Annotated in this window: 15 protein-coding genes; 11 read left to right on the top strand and 4 right to left on the bottom strand. The window is 66.4% G+C overall.

Annotation, left to right across the window (positions count from 1 at the left end):
- Window positions 1-165 precede the first annotated feature (165 nt).
- The 7 genes from KF715_11395 (at window position 166) to KF715_11365 (ending at window position 12,690) form a co-directional block, all read left to right on the top strand.
- Window positions 166-3,180 carry a TonB-dependent receptor gene (locus KF715_11395; protein ID MBX3737288.1) on the top strand — a complete coding sequence of 1,005 codons (3,015 nt, stop codon included), beginning with the start codon at window positions 166-168 and terminating at the stop codon, window positions 3,178-3,180.
- Window positions 3,181-3,424: 244 nt separating this feature from the next.
- Window positions 3,425-6,343 (top strand): TonB-dependent receptor, encoded by a 2,919-nt coding sequence (locus tag KF715_11390; GenBank protein ID MBX3737287.1) that lies wholly within the window; start codon window positions 3,425-3,427, stop codon window positions 6,341-6,343.
- A gap of 88 nt (window positions 6,344-6,431) precedes the next feature.
- Window positions 6,432-7,544, top strand: a complete 1,113-nt coding sequence (locus tag KF715_11385; protein ID MBX3737286.1) for a DUF1460 domain-containing protein — start codon at window positions 6,432-6,434, stop codon at window positions 7,542-7,544.
- A gap of 22 nt (window positions 7,545-7,566) precedes the next feature.
- Window positions 7,567-8,364: a hypothetical protein gene (locus KF715_11380; protein ID MBX3737285.1), complete on the top strand. Its 798-nt coding sequence runs from the start codon at window positions 7,567-7,569 to the stop codon at window positions 8,362-8,364.
- A gap of 62 nt (window positions 8,365-8,426) precedes the next feature.
- Window positions 8,427-9,629: a hydrolase gene (locus KF715_11375; GenBank protein ID MBX3737284.1), complete on the top strand. Its 1,203-nt coding sequence runs from the start codon at window positions 8,427-8,429 to the stop codon at window positions 9,627-9,629.
- 147 nt (window positions 9,630-9,776) lie between these two features.
- Window positions 9,777-11,411 carry a sigma-70 family RNA polymerase sigma factor gene (locus tag KF715_11370; GenBank protein MBX3737283.1) on the top strand — a complete coding sequence of 545 codons (1,635 nt, stop codon included), beginning with the start codon at window positions 9,777-9,779 and terminating at the stop codon, window positions 11,409-11,411.
- 76 nt (window positions 11,412-11,487) lie between these two features.
- Window positions 11,488-12,690: an acyltransferase gene (locus KF715_11365; GenBank protein ID MBX3737282.1), complete on the top strand. Its 1,203-nt coding sequence runs from the start codon at window positions 11,488-11,490 to the stop codon at window positions 12,688-12,690.
- A 39-nt stretch (window positions 12,691-12,729) separates the two neighbouring features.
- Here KF715_11365 and KF715_11360 read toward each other — a convergent pair whose 3' ends face one another.
- On the bottom strand, window positions 12,730-13,848 hold the full coding sequence (locus KF715_11360; protein MBX3737281.1) for an anhydro-N-acetylmuramic acid kinase: 1,119 nt from the start codon (window positions 13,846-13,848) through the stop codon (window positions 12,730-12,732).
- A gap of 129 nt (window positions 13,849-13,977) precedes the next feature.
- Here KF715_11360 and murQ point away from each other — a divergent pair, with 129 nt between their 5' ends.
- The 4 genes from murQ to KF715_11340 all read left to right on the top strand — a co-directional run bounded on the left by murQ (window position 13,978) and on the right by KF715_11340 (window position 18,216).
- A complete protein-coding gene (gene murQ / locus KF715_11355) occupies window positions 13,978-14,859 on the top strand; it encodes an N-acetylmuramic acid 6-phosphate etherase (GenBank protein ID MBX3737280.1) in 882 nt (293 codons plus the stop codon).
- Window positions 14,856-16,463: a family 10 glycosylhydrolase gene (locus KF715_11350; GenBank protein ID MBX3737279.1), complete on the top strand. Its 1,608-nt coding sequence runs from the start codon at window positions 14,856-14,858 to the stop codon at window positions 16,461-16,463. Before murQ ends, KF715_11350 begins: the two co-directional genes overlap by 4 nt.
- Before the next feature lie 117 nt (window positions 16,464-16,580).
- A complete protein-coding gene (locus KF715_11345; GenBank protein MBX3737278.1) occupies window positions 16,581-17,870 on the top strand; it encodes an MFS transporter in 1,290 nt (429 codons plus the stop codon).
- Between the two features lie 10 nt (window positions 17,871-17,880).
- Complete coding sequence (locus KF715_11340) at window positions 17,881-18,216, top strand: hypothetical protein (GenBank protein ID MBX3737277.1); 336 nt, start codon at window positions 17,881-17,883, stop codon at window positions 18,214-18,216.
- Window positions 18,217-18,222: 6 nt separating this feature from the next.
- On the opposite strand, the gene KF715_11335 is transcribed toward KF715_11340, so the two are convergent.
- The 3 genes from KF715_11335 to KF715_11325 all read right to left on the bottom strand — a co-directional run bounded on the left by KF715_11335 (window position 18,223) and on the right by KF715_11325 (window position 22,125).
- Window positions 18,223-19,218 (bottom strand): N-acetylmuramoyl-L-alanine amidase, encoded by a 996-nt coding sequence (locus KF715_11335; protein ID MBX3737276.1) that lies wholly within the window; start codon window positions 19,216-19,218, stop codon window positions 18,223-18,225.
- Between the two features lie 102 nt (window positions 19,219-19,320).
- Entirely contained in the window at window positions 19,321-20,397 is a 1,077-nt protein-coding gene (locus KF715_11330) for a glycoside hydrolase family 3 protein (protein ID MBX3737275.1), read from the bottom strand.
- Window positions 20,398-20,454: 57 nt separating this feature from the next.
- Window positions 20,455-22,125, bottom strand: coding sequence for a hypothetical protein (locus KF715_11325; protein MBX3737274.1), 1,671 nt, complete (start codon window positions 22,123-22,125; stop codon window positions 20,455-20,457).
- Between the last annotated feature and the right edge of the window lie 20 nt (window positions 22,126-22,145).

Below are 22,145 nucleotides of genomic sequence, written 5' to 3'. Positions count from 1 at the left end.
CGAAAATGTCAGAGGGTTTTCCGGCTTCGCTCTGAGCGCGCGACACCGGTCGGAACGACGAGAGAATTCGACTTGGACGACGGCACGGTTGGGCGTAACCGAGAAGTTCTAACACCTCGGCTGCGTTTCCCCCTTCGTTTCTGACGCGGCCAAAACCTGCATACCATGAGCATCCAGATCGTGAGTCGCACTCCGTTCGTCCGGCTGTTGCGCGACGCAACCAGCCTTTTCGTCCTCCTCGCCACGGGCCTCGTCGCCCTCGCCGCCGACACCGGCCGCGTCGCCGGCACCGTCGTCAGTAAAAGCACAGGCAACGTCCTCCAGGGCGCACAAGTTACCGTGCAGGGCCGCACCGGTTACTCCGATGAGAGCGGTCATTTCGTCATTTACGATGTGCCGACGGGCAACGCGCAAGTCGTCGCGAGCTACTCGGGCTTCAAGGACCTGACCCAAGACATCATCGTCGCCTCCGGCAATCAATCCGACCTCACCCTCACGCTGGAAACCGCGGATATCGTGCAGCTCGAACCTTTCACGGTGCAAACCGTCAAGGAAGGCCAGGCGCTCTCCGTCACGCAGCAGCGCAACGCCTCGAACGTGAAAAACGTCGTCGCGCTCGACGAGTGGGGCGTTCTGCCGACGCAGAACATCGGCGAACTTTTCTCCCGCCTGCCCGGTATCTCGTTCACCATCGACGAGGATAACCTGATCAACAACGTCAGTGTGCGCGGCATGCCCTCGAGCTATACCCGCCTCAATGTCGACGGCCTGCCGACCACCGGCGTCGGCGGCGACGGCCGCAGCGCCACGCTGCACTCCTTCTCCGCGGCGAACTACGAGCAGATCGAAGTCATCGCCGGCCAGACGCCCGACAAACGCGCCGATTCGCTCGGCGGCCAGCTCAACCTCAAGACCCGTTCGCCACTCGCGATGACGGAAAAGCGTCGCGTCACCTACAGCGCCAGCGCCCGCCTCTCGGCGCCGTGGGCCGATCGCAGCGAGCAGCGCAAAAAACACCCGATCCAGCCTGTCACCAGCTTCTCTTATCAGGAGCGGTTCGATGTCTTTGGCGGCACCAACAACCTCGGCATCTCGATCAACGCTTCCTACTCCGAGATCGTGAACATGATCGTTTACGACAGCTTCTTCTACCAAGCCACGACTGACCCGACGGTCACGCCGGCGTTCAACGACTACACGACGCAAGCCGGTCAAAACACACGCTTCATTACCGGCATGAACATTCGTGCCGACTACCGCGTCTCACCGCGCACGACGTTCTCGCTGCGCTTCCTCTACAACGCCGGCTCCGAGCCCTACTACGACCGCGTGAAGATCGATCCGCTCGGCAATACGACCGTCGGCACCACTGGCACCGCTTCGGTCCTGCCCGGCTTCACGGAAAATCGCACCGAACTCCGCCAGACCGGCACCGCGGGCGCCACCCGCATGGACCTCGATATGTGGCGCTTCGGTTTCTACAGCAAGAACCCCACCGGCACCTTCGTCGGCGAGCACGATCTCGGCGCGCTGAAGGTCGACTACGCGCTGCGTTGGAGCAACACGCGCTGGCACTCCGCCGCCGGTCGCGATCGTCTCGGCGGCCAGCTCACAATGCGCGCCGACAATATCGGATTCATCCTCGATAAATCCGACCTCAACGGCCAAGTCTTCACCCAGACCGCCGGCAAGAGCGTGTTCGATCCCGCCAGCTACACCTCGAACATCGTCTTCACCAAGCGCGACACTGTCACCCGCACCAACGAGGTCACCGGTTCAGTCAACGCCTCCTACACCCTGCCGACCGCGCTGCCGATCGTGATCAAAACCGGCGCCGACAGCGTCAACCGCCGCGTCAACAACTTCCAAGTCAACCCGCGCCGCTGGAATCGCAATGTCGACCCCACCCCGGCCCCCGGCTCCCTCACTGGCGCGCAGATCCCGCTCTCGGGTTATCCCCTGATGGAACTGACGCCCTTTGAAATCAAAAACGGCAACGGCCTGCGCATCCCGGTCTTCGATCCCGTCGCAGTCAGCAAGGATCTCGGCGACACCACCAAGTGGACCGAGGACCTCGTCTACGCGGCCCAGCAACCCTACGTCAACCGCCGCATCATGGAGGAAGGCGTCGATTCCGGATATATCCAAGGCACGATGAAATGGGGCAAGCTCACCGTCCTCGGCGGCACCCGCTACGAAGCCGCGCAGGTGAACACGTTCAACTACATCAAGCGCTTTTCGACCTCCACGGCGGTCGAACCCGATCCGGTCAAGCGCGCGGCCATCGACTATCAGGGTCACTACACGAAGGGCACCTACAACAACCTCTTCCCGAGCATCCACTTCGCCTACGATATCACGCCGAACCTGAAGGCCCGCGCCAGCTGGTCCACCAGCTACGGCCGCCCGACGCTCGCGCAACTGGTGCCGTCCATCAGCTTCAGCGACGCGAACCAGACCGTCACCGCCGGCAATCCCGCCCTGAAGCCCCAATACGCGAAGAACATCGACCTGAAGCTCGAGTATTACCCGAAGACCGGCGGCGTCATCTCCTTCGGCGTCTTCCAAAAGAAGATCACCGACTACATCATCAACCGCACCCTCGCGGACAAGATCGGCTCCGGCCCGGACAACGGCTTCGAAGGCAACTTCGAGGGCTACACGCTCACCGCTCCGGTGAACGCCGGCAATGCCGACCTGCAAGGTTGGGAATTCGACTATCGCCAGCGCTTCACGTTCCTGCCCGGCCTGCTCAAGGGTCTCGGCTTCTCGGCCAACTACACCTGGCTGCGCACCACTGGCAACTTCGGCGCCGCCACCGAAATCGCACCGAACGACGTCCCCGGTTTCATTCCCGAGACCGGCAACGTGCGCCTCACCTACAACTACAAGAACCTCGGTCTGTCCGCCGGCGCGAGCTACACGGGCGAGCACATCAGCGGCGCCGGCACCGAACCGGTCTCGCCGCTCACTCCGTCTCCTGCGCGCCTCTACCGCACCAGCCTTACCACCTACAATGTGGGTGCGACCTATCGGCTGAATCCCAACATGACCTTGTTCATCGATCTCAACAACATCACGCAGGACGGCCCGGTCGCCTACCGCTCCATCCCGTCGCGCATGCGCTTGGTCTACCTGTCCGACGTCACAGTGAACTTCGGCATCAGCGGCCAGTTCTGAGCGATCCGCTCGGCATGCCTCTTTCGAGCCCTCCCTCGGGAGGGCTCTTTTTTTCGGAACCTATCCTTTTGGCCCAGCCCGCTGGCGAGGATTCTGCTTGGACCCGCAAGCACTTCTACTAGACACCTCTCAAGCTCCGCCGAACCCGGAGCGCTAACACACATCCCTGCGGGCCAGCAGCGTGCACACCCACGCGTTCGCCGGTCTCGCTGCGAGCTTAGTCCCAACCCTACACACGAACCGTATGAACGCACGTTACTCCTGGAGTCGTCGTCTCCTGTTGGCGGCCTTGGCCGCGACATCGACGGCCTCCCTCGCGGTGGCCCAATCCGCTCCCGCTCCGCTCGAAGACAAGAAAGCCGACGAAGCCGTTAAGCTCGAGAAATTCATCGTCACCGGCTCCTCCATCAAGCGCCCCGCCGACGAAGGCGCGCTGCCCATCTCCGTGTTCTCCAAGCTCGACCTCGAGCAGGAAGGCATCGCGAGCGCCGAGCAGCTGATCATGAACCTCAACATCAACGGCAACGGCCTCGACAACCTCGCGTCGAACGCCGACGTCGTCGCCGGCGCCGCCCGCGGCAACAACGGCGCCACCTCCGCCAACCTTCGCGGCCAAGGCTCGAACGCCACCCTCATCCTCCTCAACGGCCGCCGCGTCGCTTCGCACGGCCTCAACGGCGGCGTGGTCGACCTGAACTCCATCCCCTTCGCCGCCATCGAGCGCGTCGAAGTCCTCAAGGACGGTGCCTCCGCCGTCTACGGCACCGATGCCATCGGCGGCGTCATCAACTTCATCACGAAGTCCGACTTCCGTGGCCTCGTCGCCAACGCCTCCTCCGACATCACCGAGGCCGGCGGCGGCAACATCTTCCGCTACTCCCTCGTCGGCGGCTGGGGCAGCCTGAACAAGGACGGTTGGAACATCATGGCCTCCCTCTCGCTCGCCGACCACAAGATGCTCCGCGGCGACCAGCGCGACTTCGTCAACACCTTCCAGCCCGCGCGCGGCATCTCGCCCGACACCCGCGGCGCTCCGATCGCGACGATCTTCCCGATCTCCACCCTCTACACCATCATCAGCCGCGACAATCTGAACAACACCGGTCGCAGCACCGGCCCCATCGATCCCGCCGGCACCATCGCCCTCAGCGGCGGCATCAACATCCTCGACCTCCCGACGAATACCGCCGGTTACGCCGGTTACGATGGCATGGGACCCTACGAGGAACTCCTCTGGAACGTCCCCTCCGCCAAATACGCCTCCGCCTGGGACACCGGCCGCGCCGCCGCCCTCCAGCAGCCGGTCAAGAACACCAACTTCGTCAGCCGCGGCTCCTACAAGATCGGTGAGCACACCCTCACCGCCGAAGCCGTCATCGGCCGCTCCGACTCCACCAAGAGCTTCTCGCCGAACCAAATCACCTCCGGCACCTCGAGCAGCGCGACCTCCATCAGCCTGCCGTTCCTCAACCTCGCTTACCCGAGCACCGGCGCCGACTACAACCGCGTCTACCAGGCCCTCACCGCCTTCTTCCCCACCAGCGTGATCAACTACGGCCAGCCGATCGCCTTCCGCTGGCGCGCCATGCCGCTCGGCAACCGCGAGATTCGCACCATCAGCGACACCCGCCGCTTCCTCGTCGGCATGGAAGGCCCGCTGCCGTTCTTCCACGACTGGGAATACCGCACCGGTCTCGCCCAGGCCCAGAGCCAGAGCAAATCCAAGCTCATCAGCGGCTACTTCTACGCCTATCCGTTCGCGGCCCTCATCAACACCGGCGTCGTCAGCCCCTTCAGCTTGACGCAGACCCCCGAAGCCCAGGCCGCGCTCGATAAGACGCGCGCCGACGGCGTCCAGCTCTACGGCGGCAAGTTCACCAACACCACGTGGGACCTCACCACCTCCGGCCCGCTCTGGAAACTCCCCGCCGGCGAGATCCAGGCCGCTGTCGGCTTGGACTACCGCAAGGAAGAATACAAATTCAACGGCGCCAGCACCGCGTATGCGACCCCGACCGACGTCCAAAACTACGTCTTCAACGCCCCGTTCGACAACGCCCTCGCCACCGCCGGCACGCTCAGCCGCACCGTGAAGGCCGTCTTCGCCGAACTCCAAGTCCCGATCATCAAGGGCGTCGACCTCAACGTCGCCGGCCGCCGCGACGACTACACCGGCTTCGGCTCCACCACCAACCCGAAGGTCACGCTGCGCATCTCCCCGACTGACAAGATCCTCATCCGCGGCTCCTACAGCACCGGCTTCCGCGTCCCGACCTTCAAGCAGCAGTTCGACCCGTCGTTCGAGTCCGCCTACTCCGGCGCCGACCTCGTCGACCCGACGAACGGCCAGCCGATTCCCGCCAACAGCGTGAACATCATCAGCGGCGGCAAGCCCGACCTCCAACCCGAGGAAGCCGACATGGTCTCCTACGGCGTCGTGATCTCGCCGCTCAAAAACATCACGATCGGCGCCGACTGGTGGTCCGTGAATCGCGACGGCACCATCCAGACCCTCGCGAGCGCCGCGACCCTGCTGGCCAACTACCAGCTCTTCCCCGACCGCATCACCCGCGTCAACGGCACGATCACCAAGCTCGACATGCGCCCGCTCAACGCCGGCTCCACCGAGACCAGCGGCATCGAATACACTGGTCGCGGCGAGTTCGACCTCTTCGGCGGCAAGATCGTCGGCGACGTCAACGTCTCCCAGCTCCTCAAGAAACGCTCCAAGCTCATCGCCTCCGCGCCGTGGGGCAACAGCGAGGTTGGCCGCTTCACCCGCTCCTCCGACATCGGCCTGAAGTGGAAATACACCGCCGCCGTCTCCTATCGTAAAGGCAAGTGGACCGCCCGCCTCAGCCAGCTCTACCGCGCCGGCTACATGGACTACGTGCCGCCCGGCATCGCCAACGGCGCATACCTCGCCAAGGCCACGGAATACAACCCGAAGGTCGGCGAATACATCACCTACAATGCGTCGCTGACCTACCGTTGGAGCAAGGACATCACCATCATCGCCGGCATCAAGAACCTGCTGAACGAAGATCCTCCGTTCTCGATCGCCTACGACACCAACACCGGCGCCGGCAGCTCGTGGGAACCCCGCGTCGCCGATCCGCGCGGCCGCTCCTTCACGCTCTCGGTCGAATACAAGCTGTTCTAACCGGACAGAAAACGCGTGCCCCGCGCGCGCGTTCCGACACACTCAACGGGGCGATCCACACCGGGTCGCCCCTTTTTCTTCCCCTCTCATGTCTTTCTCTCCCACTCGCCGTTTCGCCTTTGCAACACTGCGCTCATTCGCCGCTGGGTGGCCCGCGACCTCCGGGCGCGGGTTGATCGATGCGCGAACTCTCCTCCCGCGCCCGGAGATCGCGGGCTACCTCGCCGGCGCCTTGCTCGCCTTTACGGCAGCCCTTATGTTCCCAGCGCCGGCGTGCGCCGCCGATTCTGCGCCCCGCCCCGCCGAGCAACTCGCCGCCGTTCCCCTCTACCAATTCACCGAGCCCGAAGTCGGCGCCTACCTCGCGCACCTGCACACCACCGAGCCCGACCTGCGCCAGCGCATCGTCCACCTCGCGCGCAAAAACCTCGGCCAGCCCTACGAGCTCTACCTCCTCGGCGAAATGCCGTTCGAGACCTACGATCCGCAGCCGCTCTACTGCATCGCCAAGAGCGACTGCCTCGTCTTCACCGAGCACACGCTCGCCATGGCGCTCACGGCCGACTGGACGAGCTTCATGCGCCTGCTCCAACGCATCCGCTACCGCGACGGCCAGATCGGCGTCGTCACCCGCAACCATTTCACCGAGACCGACTGGAATCCCTCCAACCGCTGGCTCGCCACCGACATTACCGCCGAACTCGCCGGCCCGCGCGCCGTGAAGTTCTACGAGAAGATCGACCGCTCCCGCTTCCTTAAAAACCGCTACAAGCTCGACGTCTCCATCCCGGTCGAGGACCACCGCGACACCTTCTTCCCCTACGCCGAGGCGCCCACGCTCGCCGCGCAGCTCCAGGACGGCGACATCATCGAAGTCGTCCGTGGCGTCGTGAAAAAAGGCGCGCCCGCCAACGATATCTTCGGCGGCAGCGCCTGGATCGGCCACGTCGGTCTCGCTGCGCACGGCCCCGAGGGCACGCTGCACATCATCCACTCCTCCGATCCGAAGGTCCGCGAAGAAACGCTCGCCGCCTTCATCGCCCGCGAAACCGCGCACAACGCCGAGCGCGATGCCGCCGGCAAGCCGCGCCTCCTCGGCTTCAAGTTCCTCCGCCTCGCCGCCGACCCACTCGCCAATCTCAAAAAACTCGACGGCCCCGACGCCCCGCATGTCACTCTCCCGGGTGGCGGCCGGCTCTGACGCCGCTACGCTGGCGCGCGGCATGAAACTCCTCTTCTCCGAAGCCAAGCCCGACTACGCGCACTACGTCTTTCCCTACGCCGTCTGGGCCTTTCCCGAGTCGCACGAGACGCCGGCCGACCTGTTCGCCGCCGGCTTCCTCGCCTCCACGCCGGAGATGAAACGCTTCTACCTCTGCCGCCACACCCGCGTGAACCTCGCGCAATTCGCGCCCTCCTCGGAAAACCGCCGCATCCTCCGCCGCGGCGAAAACCTCCGTGTCGCGCTCGTCCCGCGCGCCGAATTCGAACTCACGCCCGCGCGTCGCGACTTCGCCCACGCCTACTCCACCGCGAAATATCCGCCCGGCATGTCCGACGAGCGCCTCACGCGCCTCTTCAACTCGCCGCTCACCACGCACGTCCTCGTCGCCGCCGATCCCGCGCAACCCGGCGTCGAGATTGGTTTCGCTGCGCTCTACCTCGAGCCGAACCGCGCCGCCTTCTACTCCTACTCGTTCTACGACCTCGCGCACCCCAACCGCAGCCTCGGCCTCTTCATCATGACGAGCACCGTCGCCGAGCTCGCCCGCCAAGGCTACGCGCACCTCTATCTCGGCACCTGTTACGCCGAAAACGCCCTCTACAAATCGCAGTTCGCCGGTTTTGAGTTCTTCAACGGCGCCCGCTGGTCCGCCAACGTCGGCGAACTGAAAGCCATCCTCCACCGCCAAGCCGCACCCGAAACCGAAGGCCACCTCCTCGAAGACGCCGCCTTCACCGCCGCCCACGGCCTCACCGATCTCCCCGCTCTCGCTGCGGCCAGCCCGTTCCGCACCTGATCCACCTGTCTTGTCATCGCGAGGCGCGTCGCGCGCCGTGGCGATCCATCTGACTTCCTGCCATGTCCATTCCTGCTGCGATCTCCTCGCTCCCGTCGCGCCGCGCCGAACTCGTCGCGCTCCTCGAACGCTGGGCCGCCATCAACTCCGGTTCGAGCCACGCCATCGGCCTCGCTCGCATGGCCGCCGAACTCCGCGCAACCTTTGCCGCCGCGTTCCCCGCCGCGCAATTCGAGGAACTCTCCGCCGACGCCGAAGGCTACAACCCGCCGGGCGTGAAAGCGCTCCGCTTCCGCCTCCGCCCGAGCGCGCCGCTCCAAGTTTTCCTCTGCGGTCACTACGACACCGTCTACGGCGCCGACGACCCGTTCCAGACCTGCCGCTGGCTCGATGCCGACACGCTCAACGGCCCCGGCGTCACCGACATGAAAGGCGGCCTCGTCGTCCTGCTCGCCGCGCTCCAAGCCTTCGAGCAAACCCCGCACGCCGCGCAAATCGGCTGGGAAATCCTGCTCACGCCCGACGAGGAAACCGGCACGCACGGCACGCGCCACCTTTTCGAGGAAGCCGCGAAGCGCCACCACTTCGGCTTCGTCTTCGAGCCCGCGCGCCCGAGCGGTGACATCATCCACTCGCGCAAAGGCACCGGCGGCGCCATCGTCACCTGCCACGGTCGCGCGTCGCACGCCGCGAAAATTCCCAACGACGGCCGCAGCGCCATCCTCGGCCTCGCCGCCTTCGCCCTCGCCGCCTCGAAGATTCCCGCCGAGCTGCCCGGCACGCTCGTCAACGTCGGCAACATCAAGGGCGGCTCGCCCGCCACGAACGTTGTCCCCGATTTCGCCCAAGCCGAGCTCGACCTCCGCGTCACGCAGATGAGCGACGAGCCGCAACTTTTCGCCCGCCTTCGCGCCGTCGCCGCCGAAGTCGCCGCCACTTACGAGGTGAAATTCGACCTCAACCTCTGGCTCAACCGTCCGCCCAAGGAAAACCACGCGACCGAGGCGAAACTCTTCCCCGAGTTCCAACGCGCCGCGTTCGACGTCGGCCTGAAGCCCTTCAACTGGGTCCATGGCGGCGGCGCGTCCGATGGCAACTTCCTCGGCGCGGCCGGCCTCCCGTGCTTCGACGGCATCGGCCCCGAAGGCGACCACCTCCACAGCGCCCGCGAATACTGCCGCGTCGCCACGATCGCGCCGCGCGCGCAAAACGTTGCCCTCTTCCTGCACCGCCTCGCGAGCGGCGAGACCCCGTTCCCCAGGTAGCCTGCGACCTCCGGGCGCAGGTTGTTGAAACACCGGAACCGGTGGGGGCGGTTGCCCTCAACCGCCCTTTTCGCGCCCTGCGGCGAAAAAATCCGCCGAAACTTTGTCACCGCTTCGGTCTTTCCGGGCACTACTAGGTGCGACACGATGAAAGCGCCCGAAGTCATGGCCCTGCTCAACACTGCCAGCGATGCCGATCTGGTCGCCGCCTGCCTCGGCGGCAATCGCTCCGCGTTCGAACAGATCGTCGAGCGCTACCAACGCCTGCTCTGCTCGCTGGCCTACTCGTCGCTCGGCGATGTCGCCGCGAGCGAGGACGTCGCGCAGGAAACCTTCATCACCGCGTGGCTGAAACTCGGCGAATTGCGCGAACCGGAAAAACTCCGCGCGTGGCTCTGCTCCATTCTCCGTTTCAAGATCAGCCACGCGCGCCGGCGCGACGGACGCGAGCCCGCCCGCCGCGCCGCGCCGCTCGACCACGCGCTCGAACTCCCGAGTGACGAACCCTCGGCCGACATCGCCGCCGCCGACCGCGACGATCAGGCGCTCGTCTGGCAGGCCCTGCGCAACCTGCCGGAAACCTACCGTGAGCCGCTCGTGCTGTTCTACCGCGAGCATCGCTCGATCGAGCATGTCGCCGCCGAGCTCGATCTCACCGAGGATAACGTGAAACAGCGCCTCGCGCGCGGCCGCAACATGCTCAAGGAGCAGGTGCTCGCGCTCGTCGAAGGCGCGCTCGCGCGCAGCACGCCGGGCCGCGTGTTCACGGTGGGCGTGCTCGCCGCGCTCCCCGCGCTGTCGCCGCCCGCCAAGGCCGCCGTCGCCGGCACCGCCGCCGCGGCGGCGACGAAAGGCGCGGGCGGCCTCGCGAAGTTCGCCCTCTTCGCGACCATTCTCGCCTCGGTCAGCGGCTTCATCACGACGGTGATGACGCTGCGCATGAACCTCGACCAAGCCCGCACCGCGCGCGAGCGGCGCGTCGTGGTCGTGACCACCGCCGTGCTCTTCGGCAGCTTCATCGGTTTTCTGCTGTTCATCTTCGGACTGCGGATCGCCGCCATGCGCTGGCCGGGGCAATTGCCCGCGATCGCCGTGGTTCATCACGTCGCGCTCGTGCTGTTCTCCTTCGCCTGGTCGTTCGCGCTGATCCGTTCGCTGCGCATCGGCCGCGAGTTGCGTTCGGCGGAGCGGCTGCGCGAACCGGAAAAATTCTCGCACCCGTCCGACCGCGCCGACTCGCGCCTCGCCGAATATCGCAGCCGCGCGACGCTGCTGGGCCTGCCGCTGGTGCACCTCCGTTTTTCCACGCCTGATGCCGATCGGGGTCCCGCGGTTGGCTGGATCGCCGGCGGCGATCGCGCGATCGGCGTGCTGTTCGCCTTCGGCGGTTGGGCCGTCGGCCTCGTCAGCGTGGGAGGTGTCGCGCTCGGTGCGCTCACGCTCGGCGGAGTGAGCCTCGGCCTGCTGAGCCTCGGCGCGATTTGCTTCGGCGGCGTGGCGGTCGGGTCCGTGTCGGTCGGCTGGCACGCGTCCGGTTCGCTGTCAGCCACCGCGTGGGAAACCGCGCGCAGCGCCAATCTCGCGTTCTCGCAGCACATCGCCGCCGCGCCGTTCGCCCTCGCGCCGCACGCCAACGACGGCGTCGCGCAGCGCATGATGGCCGATCCCAACGCCGGCCGCGACTGGCTGATTTTCTGCGCGCTCATCGTCGTGCTGAGCCTCGTGCCGACGACGCTCTACGCGCGCGCCGTGCGCCGGCGCATCGCACGTCCGCCCGACTAACCCGGCGCTCCTTCCTCGTCCTTCCCCTGACACCGCTGCCGCGGTGCGAGGCGTGAGCTTTGCCCGCCCCTTTCCCATGATCCATCCCACTCCCGAATCATCCGTTGCGCGCACCGCGGCACTCGACCGCTTGCGCTCGCTGCTCACCTTGCTCGTGATCGCCCACCACGCGGTGCTGGCGTATTTCCTCTACGCGCCGCCGCCCGGCGCGTTCGACGGCTCCCTGATCTGGGGCGCCTTTCCCATCATCGATGCCGCGCGCGCCCAGGGCGTCGATCTATTGGTGCTGTGGAACGACTCGTTTTTCATGGCGCTGATGTTCCTGCTCGCGGGCCTGTTCACGGGGCCGAGCCTCGCGCGCAAGGGCACGGGCGGCTTCCTGCTCGATCGCTTCGCGCGCCTCGGCTTGCCGTTCATCGTCAGCGCCGGCGTGCTCGCGCCGCTGGCCTATTACCCGGCCTATCTGCAACGCGCGTCCGCGACGGCCGCGACCGGTTTCTTCGACGCTTGGGCGAAACTCCCGAACTGGCCCGCCGGCCCGGCGTGGTTCCTGTGGGTGTTGCTCGCGTTCAGTGCTCTCGCCGCGCTGTTGCACGTCACACTGCCGCGGGTGTTCGAGGCGTTGACGAGTGCGGGCGAATGGCTCCGCGCGCGACCGTCCTGTCTGGTGGGCGCGTGGATCGTCGCCGCGCTGCTGGCCTACATGCCGATCGTGATGAAGGTGGACTACATGCACTGGGCGAGCTGGGGCCCGTTCTTCGTGCAGAGTTCGCGCGTGCTCCTCTATGCGATGTATTTCTTCTACGGCGTCGCCCTCGGCGGACGCGGCGACGGCGCGCGCGAGCTCGTCGCGCCGACCGGCCCGTTGGCGCGGCGTTGGGTGCTCTGGCAAGTCGCGGCAGGCGTCGTGTTCGTGGTGTTCGTCGTCGCCGTGGTCGTGAATGGCATCAAGGCCTCGCGCGGCGAGTTCTCCCTCGCGTGGGGTGTGACCGCCGGCGTGCTGATGACCGTGAGCGGCGTGGTCACGAGCACGGGACTGCTCGCGTGGGCCGCCCGGAAAGGCGGCACCGAAAACGCGATTTGGGCGAGCCTGCGCCGCAACGCCTACGGCATGTATCTCGTGCACTACGTGATCGTCATCTGGCTCCAATACGCGCTCCTCGCCTTCGCGCTGCCCGGATTGGTGAAGGCGATCCTCGTCACCGCGGTCGGCATCGGCCTGAGCTGGGCCGCGACTGCCGCCCTGCGCCGCCTGCCCGGTCTGCGTGCAATCCTCTGAGGGAGTAGGCGAGGGCGGCGGTCTGCCACCGCCCTGGCCTCAACCCGGCAGCCACAATCCGCCCAACACCGCCGGCCGCGCCGCTCCCGTCACGGCCGGGCAGTTGCCCGGCGCGCCGTGCACGCGCTGTCGCGCCAGCCACGCGAACGCCATCGCTTCCACCCAGCCCGGCTCGATGCCGAGCGCCGCGGTGGTTTGCACTTTGCAGCGGGGCAGCCGCTCCGCGATCGCGCGCATCAGCACCGGATTGTGCGCGCCGCCGCCGCACACGAACACGCCGGCGTGCTCGAACCCAATGCGCGTGCGGATCGCATCGCTGATGCTTTGCGCCGTCAGCGCGACCAGCGTCGCCTGCACGTCCGCCGGCGCGGCGTCGCCCACGCGCGCTTCGAGCCAGGCCGGGGAAAAATACTCCGGGCCCGTGCTCTTCGGCGCCGGGCGGGCGAAAAAATCGTCGGCCAGCCACGCGCGCAGCAAATCCTCGCGCACCTTCCCGCGCGCCGCGAATGCTCCGTCGCGATCCATCGGCTCGCCGAGCTGCCTGCGGCACCACGCGTCGAGCAGCGTGTTGCCCGGGCCGGTGTCGTAGCCGAGCACGAGCGCGTTCGGATCGGCCGGCAGCAGCGTGACGTTGGCGATGCCGCCGATGTTCACCACCGCGCGCGCCTCGCGCCGGCTGCGAAACACCGCGTTGTGAAACGCCGGCACGAGCGGCGCACCCTGGCCGCCGAGCGCCATGTCTTTTCTACGAAAATCCGCCACGACCGGCACGCCCGTCTCCGTCGCGATCGTGTTCGGATCGCCCACTTGCAGCGTGAACGGCGTTTTCTCGCGCGGCCGGTGCCGCACCGTCTGCCCGTGGCTGCCGATGGCCCGGATGTCCTCGCGCTCGCGCCCCGCGAACGCGATCAGCTCGTGCACTGCGCGCGCGAAATGCCGGCCGACCGCGACGTCCGCCGCGCCGAGCCGGTCGATTTCATTCGCGCCCGGCACCGCGAGTGCGATGAGCTCCGCGCGCAATTCCGGCGGGTAGGGCAGCGTGTGCGTCGCGATCAATTCGATGCGCGCTCCGAACTTCACCAACGCCGCGTCGACGGCATCCACGCTCGTGCCCGAAAGCACACCCACGCACAGTTCGTCTTTCGGCCCAGAACTCATGCCGGAACGAAATGAACGGTTGAACCAGCCGCAGCAACGCAGGATTGTCAGCGCGAGACGTCACCTTGTCGCCGCTTGTCCTCCGCCGCCTCGGCAAAGGAGGACGGCGACCCATCTGAAAATCCCCTCATGCTGAACACCGAGCAGCCGGACCGCCGCCACCCCGAACTCGATCTTTATCCGACGGAGCAACTCGTCGCCGCCTTCACCGAGGATCAGGTCTTCGCCGCTCGTGTCGTCGACGCCGCTCGCGCCACCCTGGCCCGCGCGGTCGATGCCGCGGCACCGCGCCTCGCGCGCGGCGGCCGTCTCATCTACGTCGGCGCCGGCACCTCCGGCCGCCTCGGCCTGCTCGACGGCGTCGAACTCTGGCCGACTTTCTCCTGGCCGAACGAGCGCGCCGTCGCGCTCCTCGCCGGCGGACGCAACGCGCTCTTCGTCGCCGTCGAAGGCGCCGAGGACAACCACGCGCAAGGCGCGGCCGACGTGCGCGGCGTCGCGCCGACCGCGAACGACGTCGTCATCGGTCTCGCGGCCTCCGGCCGCACGCCCTACGTGATCGGCGGACTCGAAGCCGCGCGCGCCGCCGGCGCGCTCACGATCGGCCTCGCTAACAATCCCGACTCGCCCGTCGCCGCCGCCGCCGAGATCGGCATCACGCTCGACACCGGCAGCGAAGTCATCTCCGGCAGCACGCGTCTCAAGGCCGGCACCGCGCAGAAGATCGCGCTCAATACGCTTTCGAGCGCGATCATGGTCCGTCTGCACAAGGTCTACGGCAACCTCATGGTCGACGTCTTGCCGACCAACGAAAAACTCTACCGCCGCGCCATCGCGCTGACCGCGCGCGCCACCGGCGCGACCGACGCCGACGCGAAAGCCGCCCTCGAATCCTGCCGCTACCGCGTGAAAGTCGCCATCGTGATGCTGCGCCGCGGCCTCGATGCCGCCGCCGCCGAAGCCGCCCTCGCCGCGGTGCAAGGCAATGTCCGCGCCGCGCTGCAATCATGAGCGAACCATCCTTCCTTCGGCGGGTGGCCCGCGACCTCCGGGCGCGGGTGCTCGATTCCCGCTGCTACCTCCCGCGCTCGGAGATCGCGGGCTACCTCGCTGCCACGCTGACCGTTCTTCTCCTCGCCGGCTGCGCCACGAAGCCCACGCCTCCCGCAAAACCCACCGCGCCCATCGCCGAAGAACTCCCTCCGCCCGCTCCGCGCGAATTTCGCGGCGTGTGGGTCGCGACGGTCAACAACATCGACTGGCCGAGCAAGAAGGGCCTGACCGCCGCGCAACAGCGCGCCGAAATCGTTGCGATCCTCGATCGCGCCAAGGCGCTCCATCTCAACGCCGTCATTTTCCAAGTCCGTCCGTCCGCCGACGCGTTCTACAAGTCCGACCTCGAGCCGTGGTCCGAGTATCTCACCGGCAAACAGGGCAAGTCGCCCGGCTACGATCCGCTCGCCGTCTGGGTCGAGGAGGCGCACCGGCGCGGCCTCGAACTGCACGCTTGGTTCAACCCGTATCGCGCGCGCCATCCCGAGGCGAAATCCCCGTTGGTGAAGTCGCACATCTTCTACGGCTATCCGCGCGCCGTGAAAAAATACGGCGACTACCTCTGGATGGACCCGGGCGAGCCGTTCGCCGCCGAGCGCACGCTCGCCGTCATCCGCGATGTCGTGCGCCGCTACGACATCGATGGCGTGCACATCGACGATTATTTCTATCCGTATCCGATCGCGAAGCCGCTCCCGGCCAACGCGCCGAAGGACGCGAAGGCGGAGGAGGTCGATTTCCCCGACGAGCCGTCCTGGCAGGCCTATCGCAAGGCCGGCGGCAAACTGGCCCGCGCCGACTGGCGCCGCGAGAACGTCGACCGCCTCGTGGAAAAAATCCACGCCGCCGTCCACGCCGAGAAACCGTGGGTGCAGTTCGGCGTCAGCCCGTTCGGACTCGGCCGGCCCGACCGTCGCCCGGCCGGCATCAAGGGTTTCAGCCAATACGACAAGCTCTACGCCGACGTGGAGCTCTGGCTCGAGCGCGGCTGGCTCGATTACTTCGTGCCGCAGCTTTACTGGCCGCTCGCGAGCAAGGAACAGTCGTTCCCCGCGTTGCTCGATTACTGGATTGGCCAAAATCGCGTCGGCCGCGCGATCTACGCCGGCCTGTTCACCAGCGCCATCAGCGACGAGAAAAAATGGTCACCGAACGACATCACGCAACAGATCGCGCTCACCCGCGCGCGGCCCGGCGCGGGTGGCCAGGTGCATTTCAGCGCCATCGCGTTCATGGATGGCCGCAAGGGCATCAACGAAAAGCTCGCGCCGCTCTACGCCACGCCGGCGCTCGTGCCCGCGGCCACGTGGCTCGGCACAAAAGCGCCCGCCGCGCCGGCGCTCGCGCGTGCCGCGGACGGCAAGCTGCGGATCACCGTGACACCCGACGCCACGCTCTTCGCCATGTGGACGCGGCGCGGCGCGCAATGGAGTTTCACGGTCCAATCTGCGCGCCAAACCGAGCTCGCGCTCGCACCCGACGTCGACGCGGTCGTCGTCAGCACCGTCAACCGTCTCGGCAACGAAAGCCCGCGGGCGACGCTAGTGATAGCCCGTAAATAAGCGCTGCGTGAATCGTTCTCGTTCTCACCCTCTTTCTCGTTCTCTCGGCTCCGTTTCGCCGGATGCGAACGACGCGAGGCGAGAGAACGAGTAAGAGAACGAGAACGACCGGTCCCCATGTCCGACCCCTTCCCCTCAAACTCCGCCCGCAATCCTTGGTCGTGGATTCCCACGCTCTATTTTGCGGAGGGCGTGCCCTACGTCGTGGTGATGACGCTCTCGACGGTGCTCTACAAGAACCTGGGCATCTCGAACACCGACATCGCGCTCTACACGAGCTGGCTTTACCTGCCGTGGGTCATCAAGCCGCTGTGGTCGCCGCTGGTGGACCTTTTCCGCACGAAACGCTTTTGGATTTGGACGCTGCAGTTCGTCATCGGCGTGGCCTTCGCGCTCGTCGCGCTGACGCTGCCGGCGGCGAAGTTCTTTCAGCTGTCGCTCGCGGTGTTCTGGCTGATGGCGTTCAGCTCCGCGACACACGACATCGCGGCGGACGGATTTTATCTGCTGGCGATGCCGACCGGTGAGCAGGCGGCGTTCGTCGGCGTGCGCACGACGTTCTACCGGCTCGCGACGCTTTCGGCGCAGGGCGGGCTCGTTTACCTCGCCGGTAAACTCATCGCGTCGACGGGCAGCGTGGTCACCGCGTGGTCGCTCGTCTTCGGTCTGCTCGCGGCGGTGTTCTGCGTGCTGGGCGCGCTGCATTGCTTCGTGCTGCCGCGCCCGGAAGCCGATCGCGCGACGGCGCAGGGTTCGGACACGCTGCGGGAATTCTTCGCGGTGTTTCGCTCGTTCTTCGATCGGCCCGGCATCGGGCTGATCCTGTTCTTCCTGCTCGTTTATCGCCTCGCCGAGTCGCAGGCGTTGAAACTGCTTTCGCCGTTCCTGCTCGATAAACGCGAGACCGGCGGTCTCGCGCTCACGAACGAGCAGCTCGGCATCGCCTACGGCACGATCGGCATCATCGCGCTGACCCTCGGCGGGCTCACGGGCGGCTGGGCCATCTCGCGCGCCGGCCTGCGTCGGCTGCTGTGGCCGATGATTTTCTCGATGCACACGCCGATCGTGGCGTTCCTGCTGCTCGCGCTTTATCAGCCGTCGAGCCTGTGGGTCGTGTCGACGGCGATCGCGGTGGAGCAATTCGGCTACGGCTTCGGATTCACCGCCTACATGCTCTACATGATCAAGGTCGCCGAGGGCGCCCACAAGACGGCGCACTACGCGATCTGCACGGGTTTCATGGCGCTCGGCATGATGGTGCCCGGCATGGCGGCCGGCTGGATCGAGGATCACGTCGGCTACGTGAAGTTCTTCGTCTGGGTCCTCACGGCGACGCTGCCGTCCTTCTTCGCCGTCTCCCTCGTGGCCAAGACAATCGACCCGGCCTTCGGAAAGAAGAGCTCCTGAGCTCCCCGCGATGAACGCGCTGCCTCCGCTGCTGCCGAAGCCTCGCGGCTACCGCGTGATGCAGGCACTGTTCGTCGTGCTGGCGCTCGGGCTGCTTGTGTGGCCGGTGGCCGCGTTCGTCGCGATCTTCGTCTTCGACGCCCCGATCCGCGGCCCGCTCGACGAGATGGTGCGCTACGCGATGGCGTTCTCCGTCTGGGGCTATCCGGGATTTTGGGGCGCGGGTTGGGCGCTGTTTCGCACCGCTGCAAAGCGAGGGCGCAGCGGGATGGCACTGGCGTGGCCGCTGGTGCTGCCGCTCGCGCCCGTTTTGATCCTGACGACTGCGTTCGCGTTCGGCGGCTGACGCGGGTTACGGCACGAGCCGGCGGGCGCCGAGGATGACTTTGTCCCAGTCGAAGGCCGGCCCCGGGTCGACCTTGTTGGTCTGCACGTGGTAGTGGCCGAGGACGCCTTCGTATTTCGCGAGTTCGTCGTCGGGCAGTTTCTTCGGGAGCAACTTGCCGTCGGGGCCGCGCGGGTAGTCGAGTTTGATCTTGGGAAACACGCGGTGGAGCGCGGCGGTGAGCTTGATCAGCGCCTTGTATTGCTCGGGCGTGAGGTCGTATTGCACGAGGTCCTGGCCTTGGATGTTGCCGTGCACGGGCTCGACGCGCGCGGGGCGGGCGGCGAAATTGGGCGTGCGAATCATCGGGTCGCCGAGTTTTTCGGGAATCTTAATGCGCGTGCGGCCGTCGGGGGCGCGTTCATACCACGCGTCGAGCGTCTTGGTGTCGCCGGGACCGTAGGCGCCCATGTTGGCGATCTCGATGCCGACGCTGCGGTGGTTCGAGGTCGTGGCGTGATACGCGCGCTCCTTGAGGTCGAGCGTCTGGTAGATCGTGCCGTCGAGATCCAACATGAAGTGCACGCTGAGGCCGCGGTGGTCGTGCAGGACGTTGAAGCACTGCTTGGAAATGCCACAGACGTCGAAGTGGATGACGAACTGGTCGACGGTGCGCTGTAGCAGCGGCAGATCCCAGCCGCCGCCGCGCACGCGCTCGATTTCCTCGGGCGTGAGTTTCTGGAAGCGCAGGCCGTAGCGGTTCGGGTCCTTGAAATCCACCTTGGCCTCGACCGTCTTCGCCCAGCTGCTCTGTGCGTAGGGGACGAAGCGGCGCTCGACGCGGTAGGCGTCGTAACCACCCGGGTCCATCCACGTCACGACCTTCGTGCCGGTGTGGAAGAGCTGGCCGGCGACGACGATTTCGTCGCCCGCGCGCTTGTTGAGCGTGCCGGGACGATGCGCGCAACCGGCGAGAGCGAGCAAGGCGAGGAGCGGGAGTGCCGCGTGACGGAGGGACTTCATGAAGGGGGAACCACAGATGGACACAGATTCACACAGATGGAGGAAACGTGGAGTCGGGTGCTCGGTATCTGTGTCTATCTGCGTTCATCTGTGGTTAAAAAATCACGGAATCAGTCCCGCGCTGCGTTTCAGCGCGAGGACGCGCTCGCACGATTCGTCGATGCGCGCTTCAGGGAGGCGGCCGTCGGCCACGGCGCGCTCAATCAGAGCGATGACCTTCGGCGCGATGTCGGGGTCGTAGCTCATGTTGTTGCCGAAGCAGAGCAGATCGACGCCGGCGTTGACGGCCGAGACGACGGCGCGCTCGAGGCCGTAGTGCGCAGAGATGGCTTTCATTTCCATGTCGTCGCTCAACACGACGCCGCGGAAACCGAGTTTGTTACGCAGCAGCTCCGTAATGACCGGGCGCGAGAGCGTGGCCGGCAGGGCGGGATCGAGCCGGGCGTTGAACACGTGCGCGCTCATGAACGCGTCGCCGAGTCCGGCTTCGATGAGTCGCGCGAACGGCGTGAGCTCGCGCTCGTGCCACGTCGCGGTGACGTCGACGAGACCGAGGTGCGTGTCGCCGGCAGCGCTGCCGTGGCCCGGGAAATGTTTCGCGCAACTCAGCACGCCGTGCGCGCGATGGCCGCGCACCCACTCGGCGGCGTGACGCGCGACCTTTTCTGGATCGGCGGCGAAGCTGCGGCGCTTGCCCTTGATGATCGGGTTGTCCGGGTTGGCGTCGAGGTCGACGACGGGCGCGAGGTTGAAGTTGATGCCGGCCGCCGCGAGTGTGCACGCCGTGGCCTCGGATTGCGCGCGGGTGAAAGCGAGGTCGTCACGTTGGCCGAGCTCTTCGGCGGAAATCGTCTCGGGAAAACCGTAGGCGGGCTTCAACCGGTTGACGCGGCCGCCTTCCTGATCGATCGCGACGAGCAAGGGCAGGCGCGCGTGTGATTGCAGGTGGGCGACGAGCGCGCGCAGCTGTTCGGGCGACTTCACGTTGCGACCGCCGGGCTGGCCGGTGTCGATCGTGCCGGTCATGTCGATGTCGAAGAGGATCACGCTGCCGACGGCGTGCTCGCGCAGGTCGCGGACGATCAACGCGGTGTCGGCGGGCGTGCCGCCCTTGAAGCCGAGCAGCAGCAGCTGGCCGATTTTTTCGCGCAACGAGGAGGGGAAAGCCGGGGCGGACATGCGGGCGATTTGCCCGCACGTTGAACCCGCTGCGTGCGCGAGGCGAGCCCGCGTCGACTACTTGGCGGTGGCCGTTGGGCCCAGACGGGCGCGGGCGGCGTGAAGAGCCGCGTCGTCGGGGAAGAGTTTTGCGCCTTCGTCGATCAGTGCGAGGTGTTGCGGCGGCGGTGTTGCGGCGGTGTTTGCCCACGCGTCGGCGAAAAGCGTGTAGATTTCCGGCGTGCGCGGCGCCTGGGTGCGCGCGAGCACGAGCGGCTCGAGCACGCCGAGGAGTTGCTCGTAGCTGAGTTTGCCGTCCTTGCCCTGCGGTTTGGCGAGGCGGTCTTCGAGGCGCATCCGCGCGAGCGTGGTGTAGGCGTGGGTGCGGGTGGTCTTCGCTTTGGTGGCGGCGGTGAGATAATTGAGCGCGCGGTTGCGCTGGCCGATTTTCAGGGCGGAGACGCCGAGCTCCGCCACTAGATCGGGTGTCCGTTCGCCGCGTCGATAGGCGAGCACGAGCTCGTTGTGCGCGCGGTCGGGCATTTCCGCGAGCGAGTAGGTGATGAACTTGAGCCGCGCGACCTCGAGCGGCGTGGCGTCGCGCACCTCGATCGGGGCGGCGGCGGGCAGGCGCTCGCCCTTTTCGGCTTCGACGCCGATGACTTTGGCGCGGACAAATTCGATGTGCGTCTTCAAGGCCGACAATCCTTGGACGTAGCTCAGGTCGAAGCACTCACGGAACAGTGTCTCCGAAACGGGTTCCTTTTCGAGGCGCTGGGTGAACGCGAGGAACTGCTTCCGGTGCTTGCCGGTGTCGCCGAATAGCCCCCAGTGCACGAAGGCATGGCTTTGCCGGAACCAGCGGAGCGCCGTGAGTTTTTTGCCGATGTAAGTGTCGCGCTGCCACGAGAACATTTCGTCCAGGGGCATGAGCGCGGTGCTGGCGAGCGCAGCGTTGAAGTCGAGGTCCTCGGCCAGCGAATCGCGGGACTGCGGTTTCGGGCGAGTGAGCATTGTGTCCGTCGAGGCGTGACCGGTGGAGCGTTCGTCGGCGCCGCCGAGAACTTTGTTCGGATTGTCCACGACGCCCCACGTCACGGATCGTTCGTCGATGCGGACATTCACGAGTGACCGGGCCAGTCCCTCGGCGAGCCACGCTGGCTGATTGGGCTGCTGCTGATACAGCAGGAATTTCACGAACGCGGTTTGCAGGCGGCGCGTGTAGTTCTTGGCACGTTGCTCGGCAAGGGTGACGTCGGTGGACTCCTCGTCCGATTGGTCGTCGAGGAGGCTGAAGGTGTTGGCGGTCTGATCGAGCACGAGGACCGCGCCCTCGCGACCGCGAAACTCGTAATGCCACGTCCGCATGTCCTCGTCGGTGCTCTCGTCGTGGAATTTCTCCATGAAGGGCCGGAAGTCCGACTCGCGGCCGCAGATGACGATTTTGGCGGAGAGATCCTCCGAAGGAAGGAAGGGTGTTTCCAGCAGATGGAGCGCGTGGATGAGCCGATTGAGATCCTTGAGCATGCGCTCGGTCGGACCGCGGCCCGCGCTCGAGAGGATTTCATGGTTGCCGAGCCGGCTGTAGAGCCAGGGTTCGGGCGGCGGCAGCTCGCGCTGACCTTCGACGACGAAATCGGGCAGGTCGACCGGCGTGGTATTCACCGGTTTATCCTGCCCAGCGAGGCGCATTGCTGCGCCGACGATCAGCGCGGTGGCCCAAACCGCGCGGAGAAGAGGCTGTGGCATGGTGGGAAAAAGTGTGGACG

The organism is Candidatus Didemnitutus sp., assembly GCA_019634575.1.
Taxonomy (GTDB): Bacteria; Verrucomicrobiota; Verrucomicrobiia; order Opitutales; family Opitutaceae; genus Didemnitutus.
Note: the sequence above shows the minus strand (reverse complement) of the source record. Positions and strands in the feature narration are given on the sequence as shown.

Coding starts and splice junctions, on each gene's coding strand:
- KF715_11360 (MBX3737281.1), bottom strand. CDS start 13,848: ATGAGTTCTGGGCCGAAAGACGAACTGTGCGTGGGTGTGCTTTCGGGC.
- KF715_11380 (MBX3737285.1), top strand. CDS start 7,567: ATGAAACTCCTCTTCTCCGAAGCCAAGCCCGACTACGCGCACTACGTC.
- KF715_11345 (MBX3737278.1), top strand. CDS start 16,581: ATGTCCGACCCCTTCCCCTCAAACTCCGCCCGCAATCCTTGGTCGTGG.
- KF715_11390 (MBX3737287.1), top strand. CDS start 3,425: ATGAACGCACGTTACTCCTGGAGTCGTCGTCTCCTGTTGGCGGCCTTG.
- KF715_11375 (MBX3737284.1), top strand. CDS start 8,427: ATGTCCATTCCTGCTGCGATCTCCTCGCTCCCGTCGCGCCGCGCCGAA.
- KF715_11330 (MBX3737275.1), bottom strand. CDS start 20,397: ATGTCCGCCCCGGCTTTCCCCTCCTCGTTGCGCGAAAAAATCGGCCAG.
- KF715_11325 (MBX3737274.1), bottom strand. CDS start 22,125: ATGCCACAGCCTCTTCTCCGCGCGGTTTGGGCCACCGCGCTGATCGTC.
- KF715_11385 (MBX3737286.1), top strand. CDS start 6,432: ATGTCTTTCTCTCCCACTCGCCGTTTCGCCTTTGCAACACTGCGCTCA.
- KF715_11340 (MBX3737277.1), top strand. CDS start 17,881: ATGAACGCGCTGCCTCCGCTGCTGCCGAAGCCTCGCGGCTACCGCGTG.
- KF715_11395 (MBX3737288.1), top strand. CDS start 166: ATGAGCATCCAGATCGTGAGTCGCACTCCGTTCGTCCGGCTGTTGCGC.
- KF715_11335 (MBX3737276.1), bottom strand. CDS start 19,218: ATGAAGTCCCTCCGTCACGCGGCACTCCCGCTCCTCGCCTTGCTCGCT.
- murQ (MBX3737280.1), top strand. CDS start 13,978: ATGCTGAACACCGAGCAGCCGGACCGCCGCCACCCCGAACTCGATCTT.
- KF715_11365 (MBX3737282.1), top strand. CDS start 11,488: ATGATCCATCCCACTCCCGAATCATCCGTTGCGCGCACCGCGGCACTC.
- KF715_11350 (MBX3737279.1), top strand. CDS start 14,856: ATGAGCGAACCATCCTTCCTTCGGCGGGTGGCCCGCGACCTCCGGGCG.
- KF715_11370 (MBX3737283.1), top strand. CDS start 9,777: ATGAAAGCGCCCGAAGTCATGGCCCTGCTCAACACTGCCAGCGATGCC.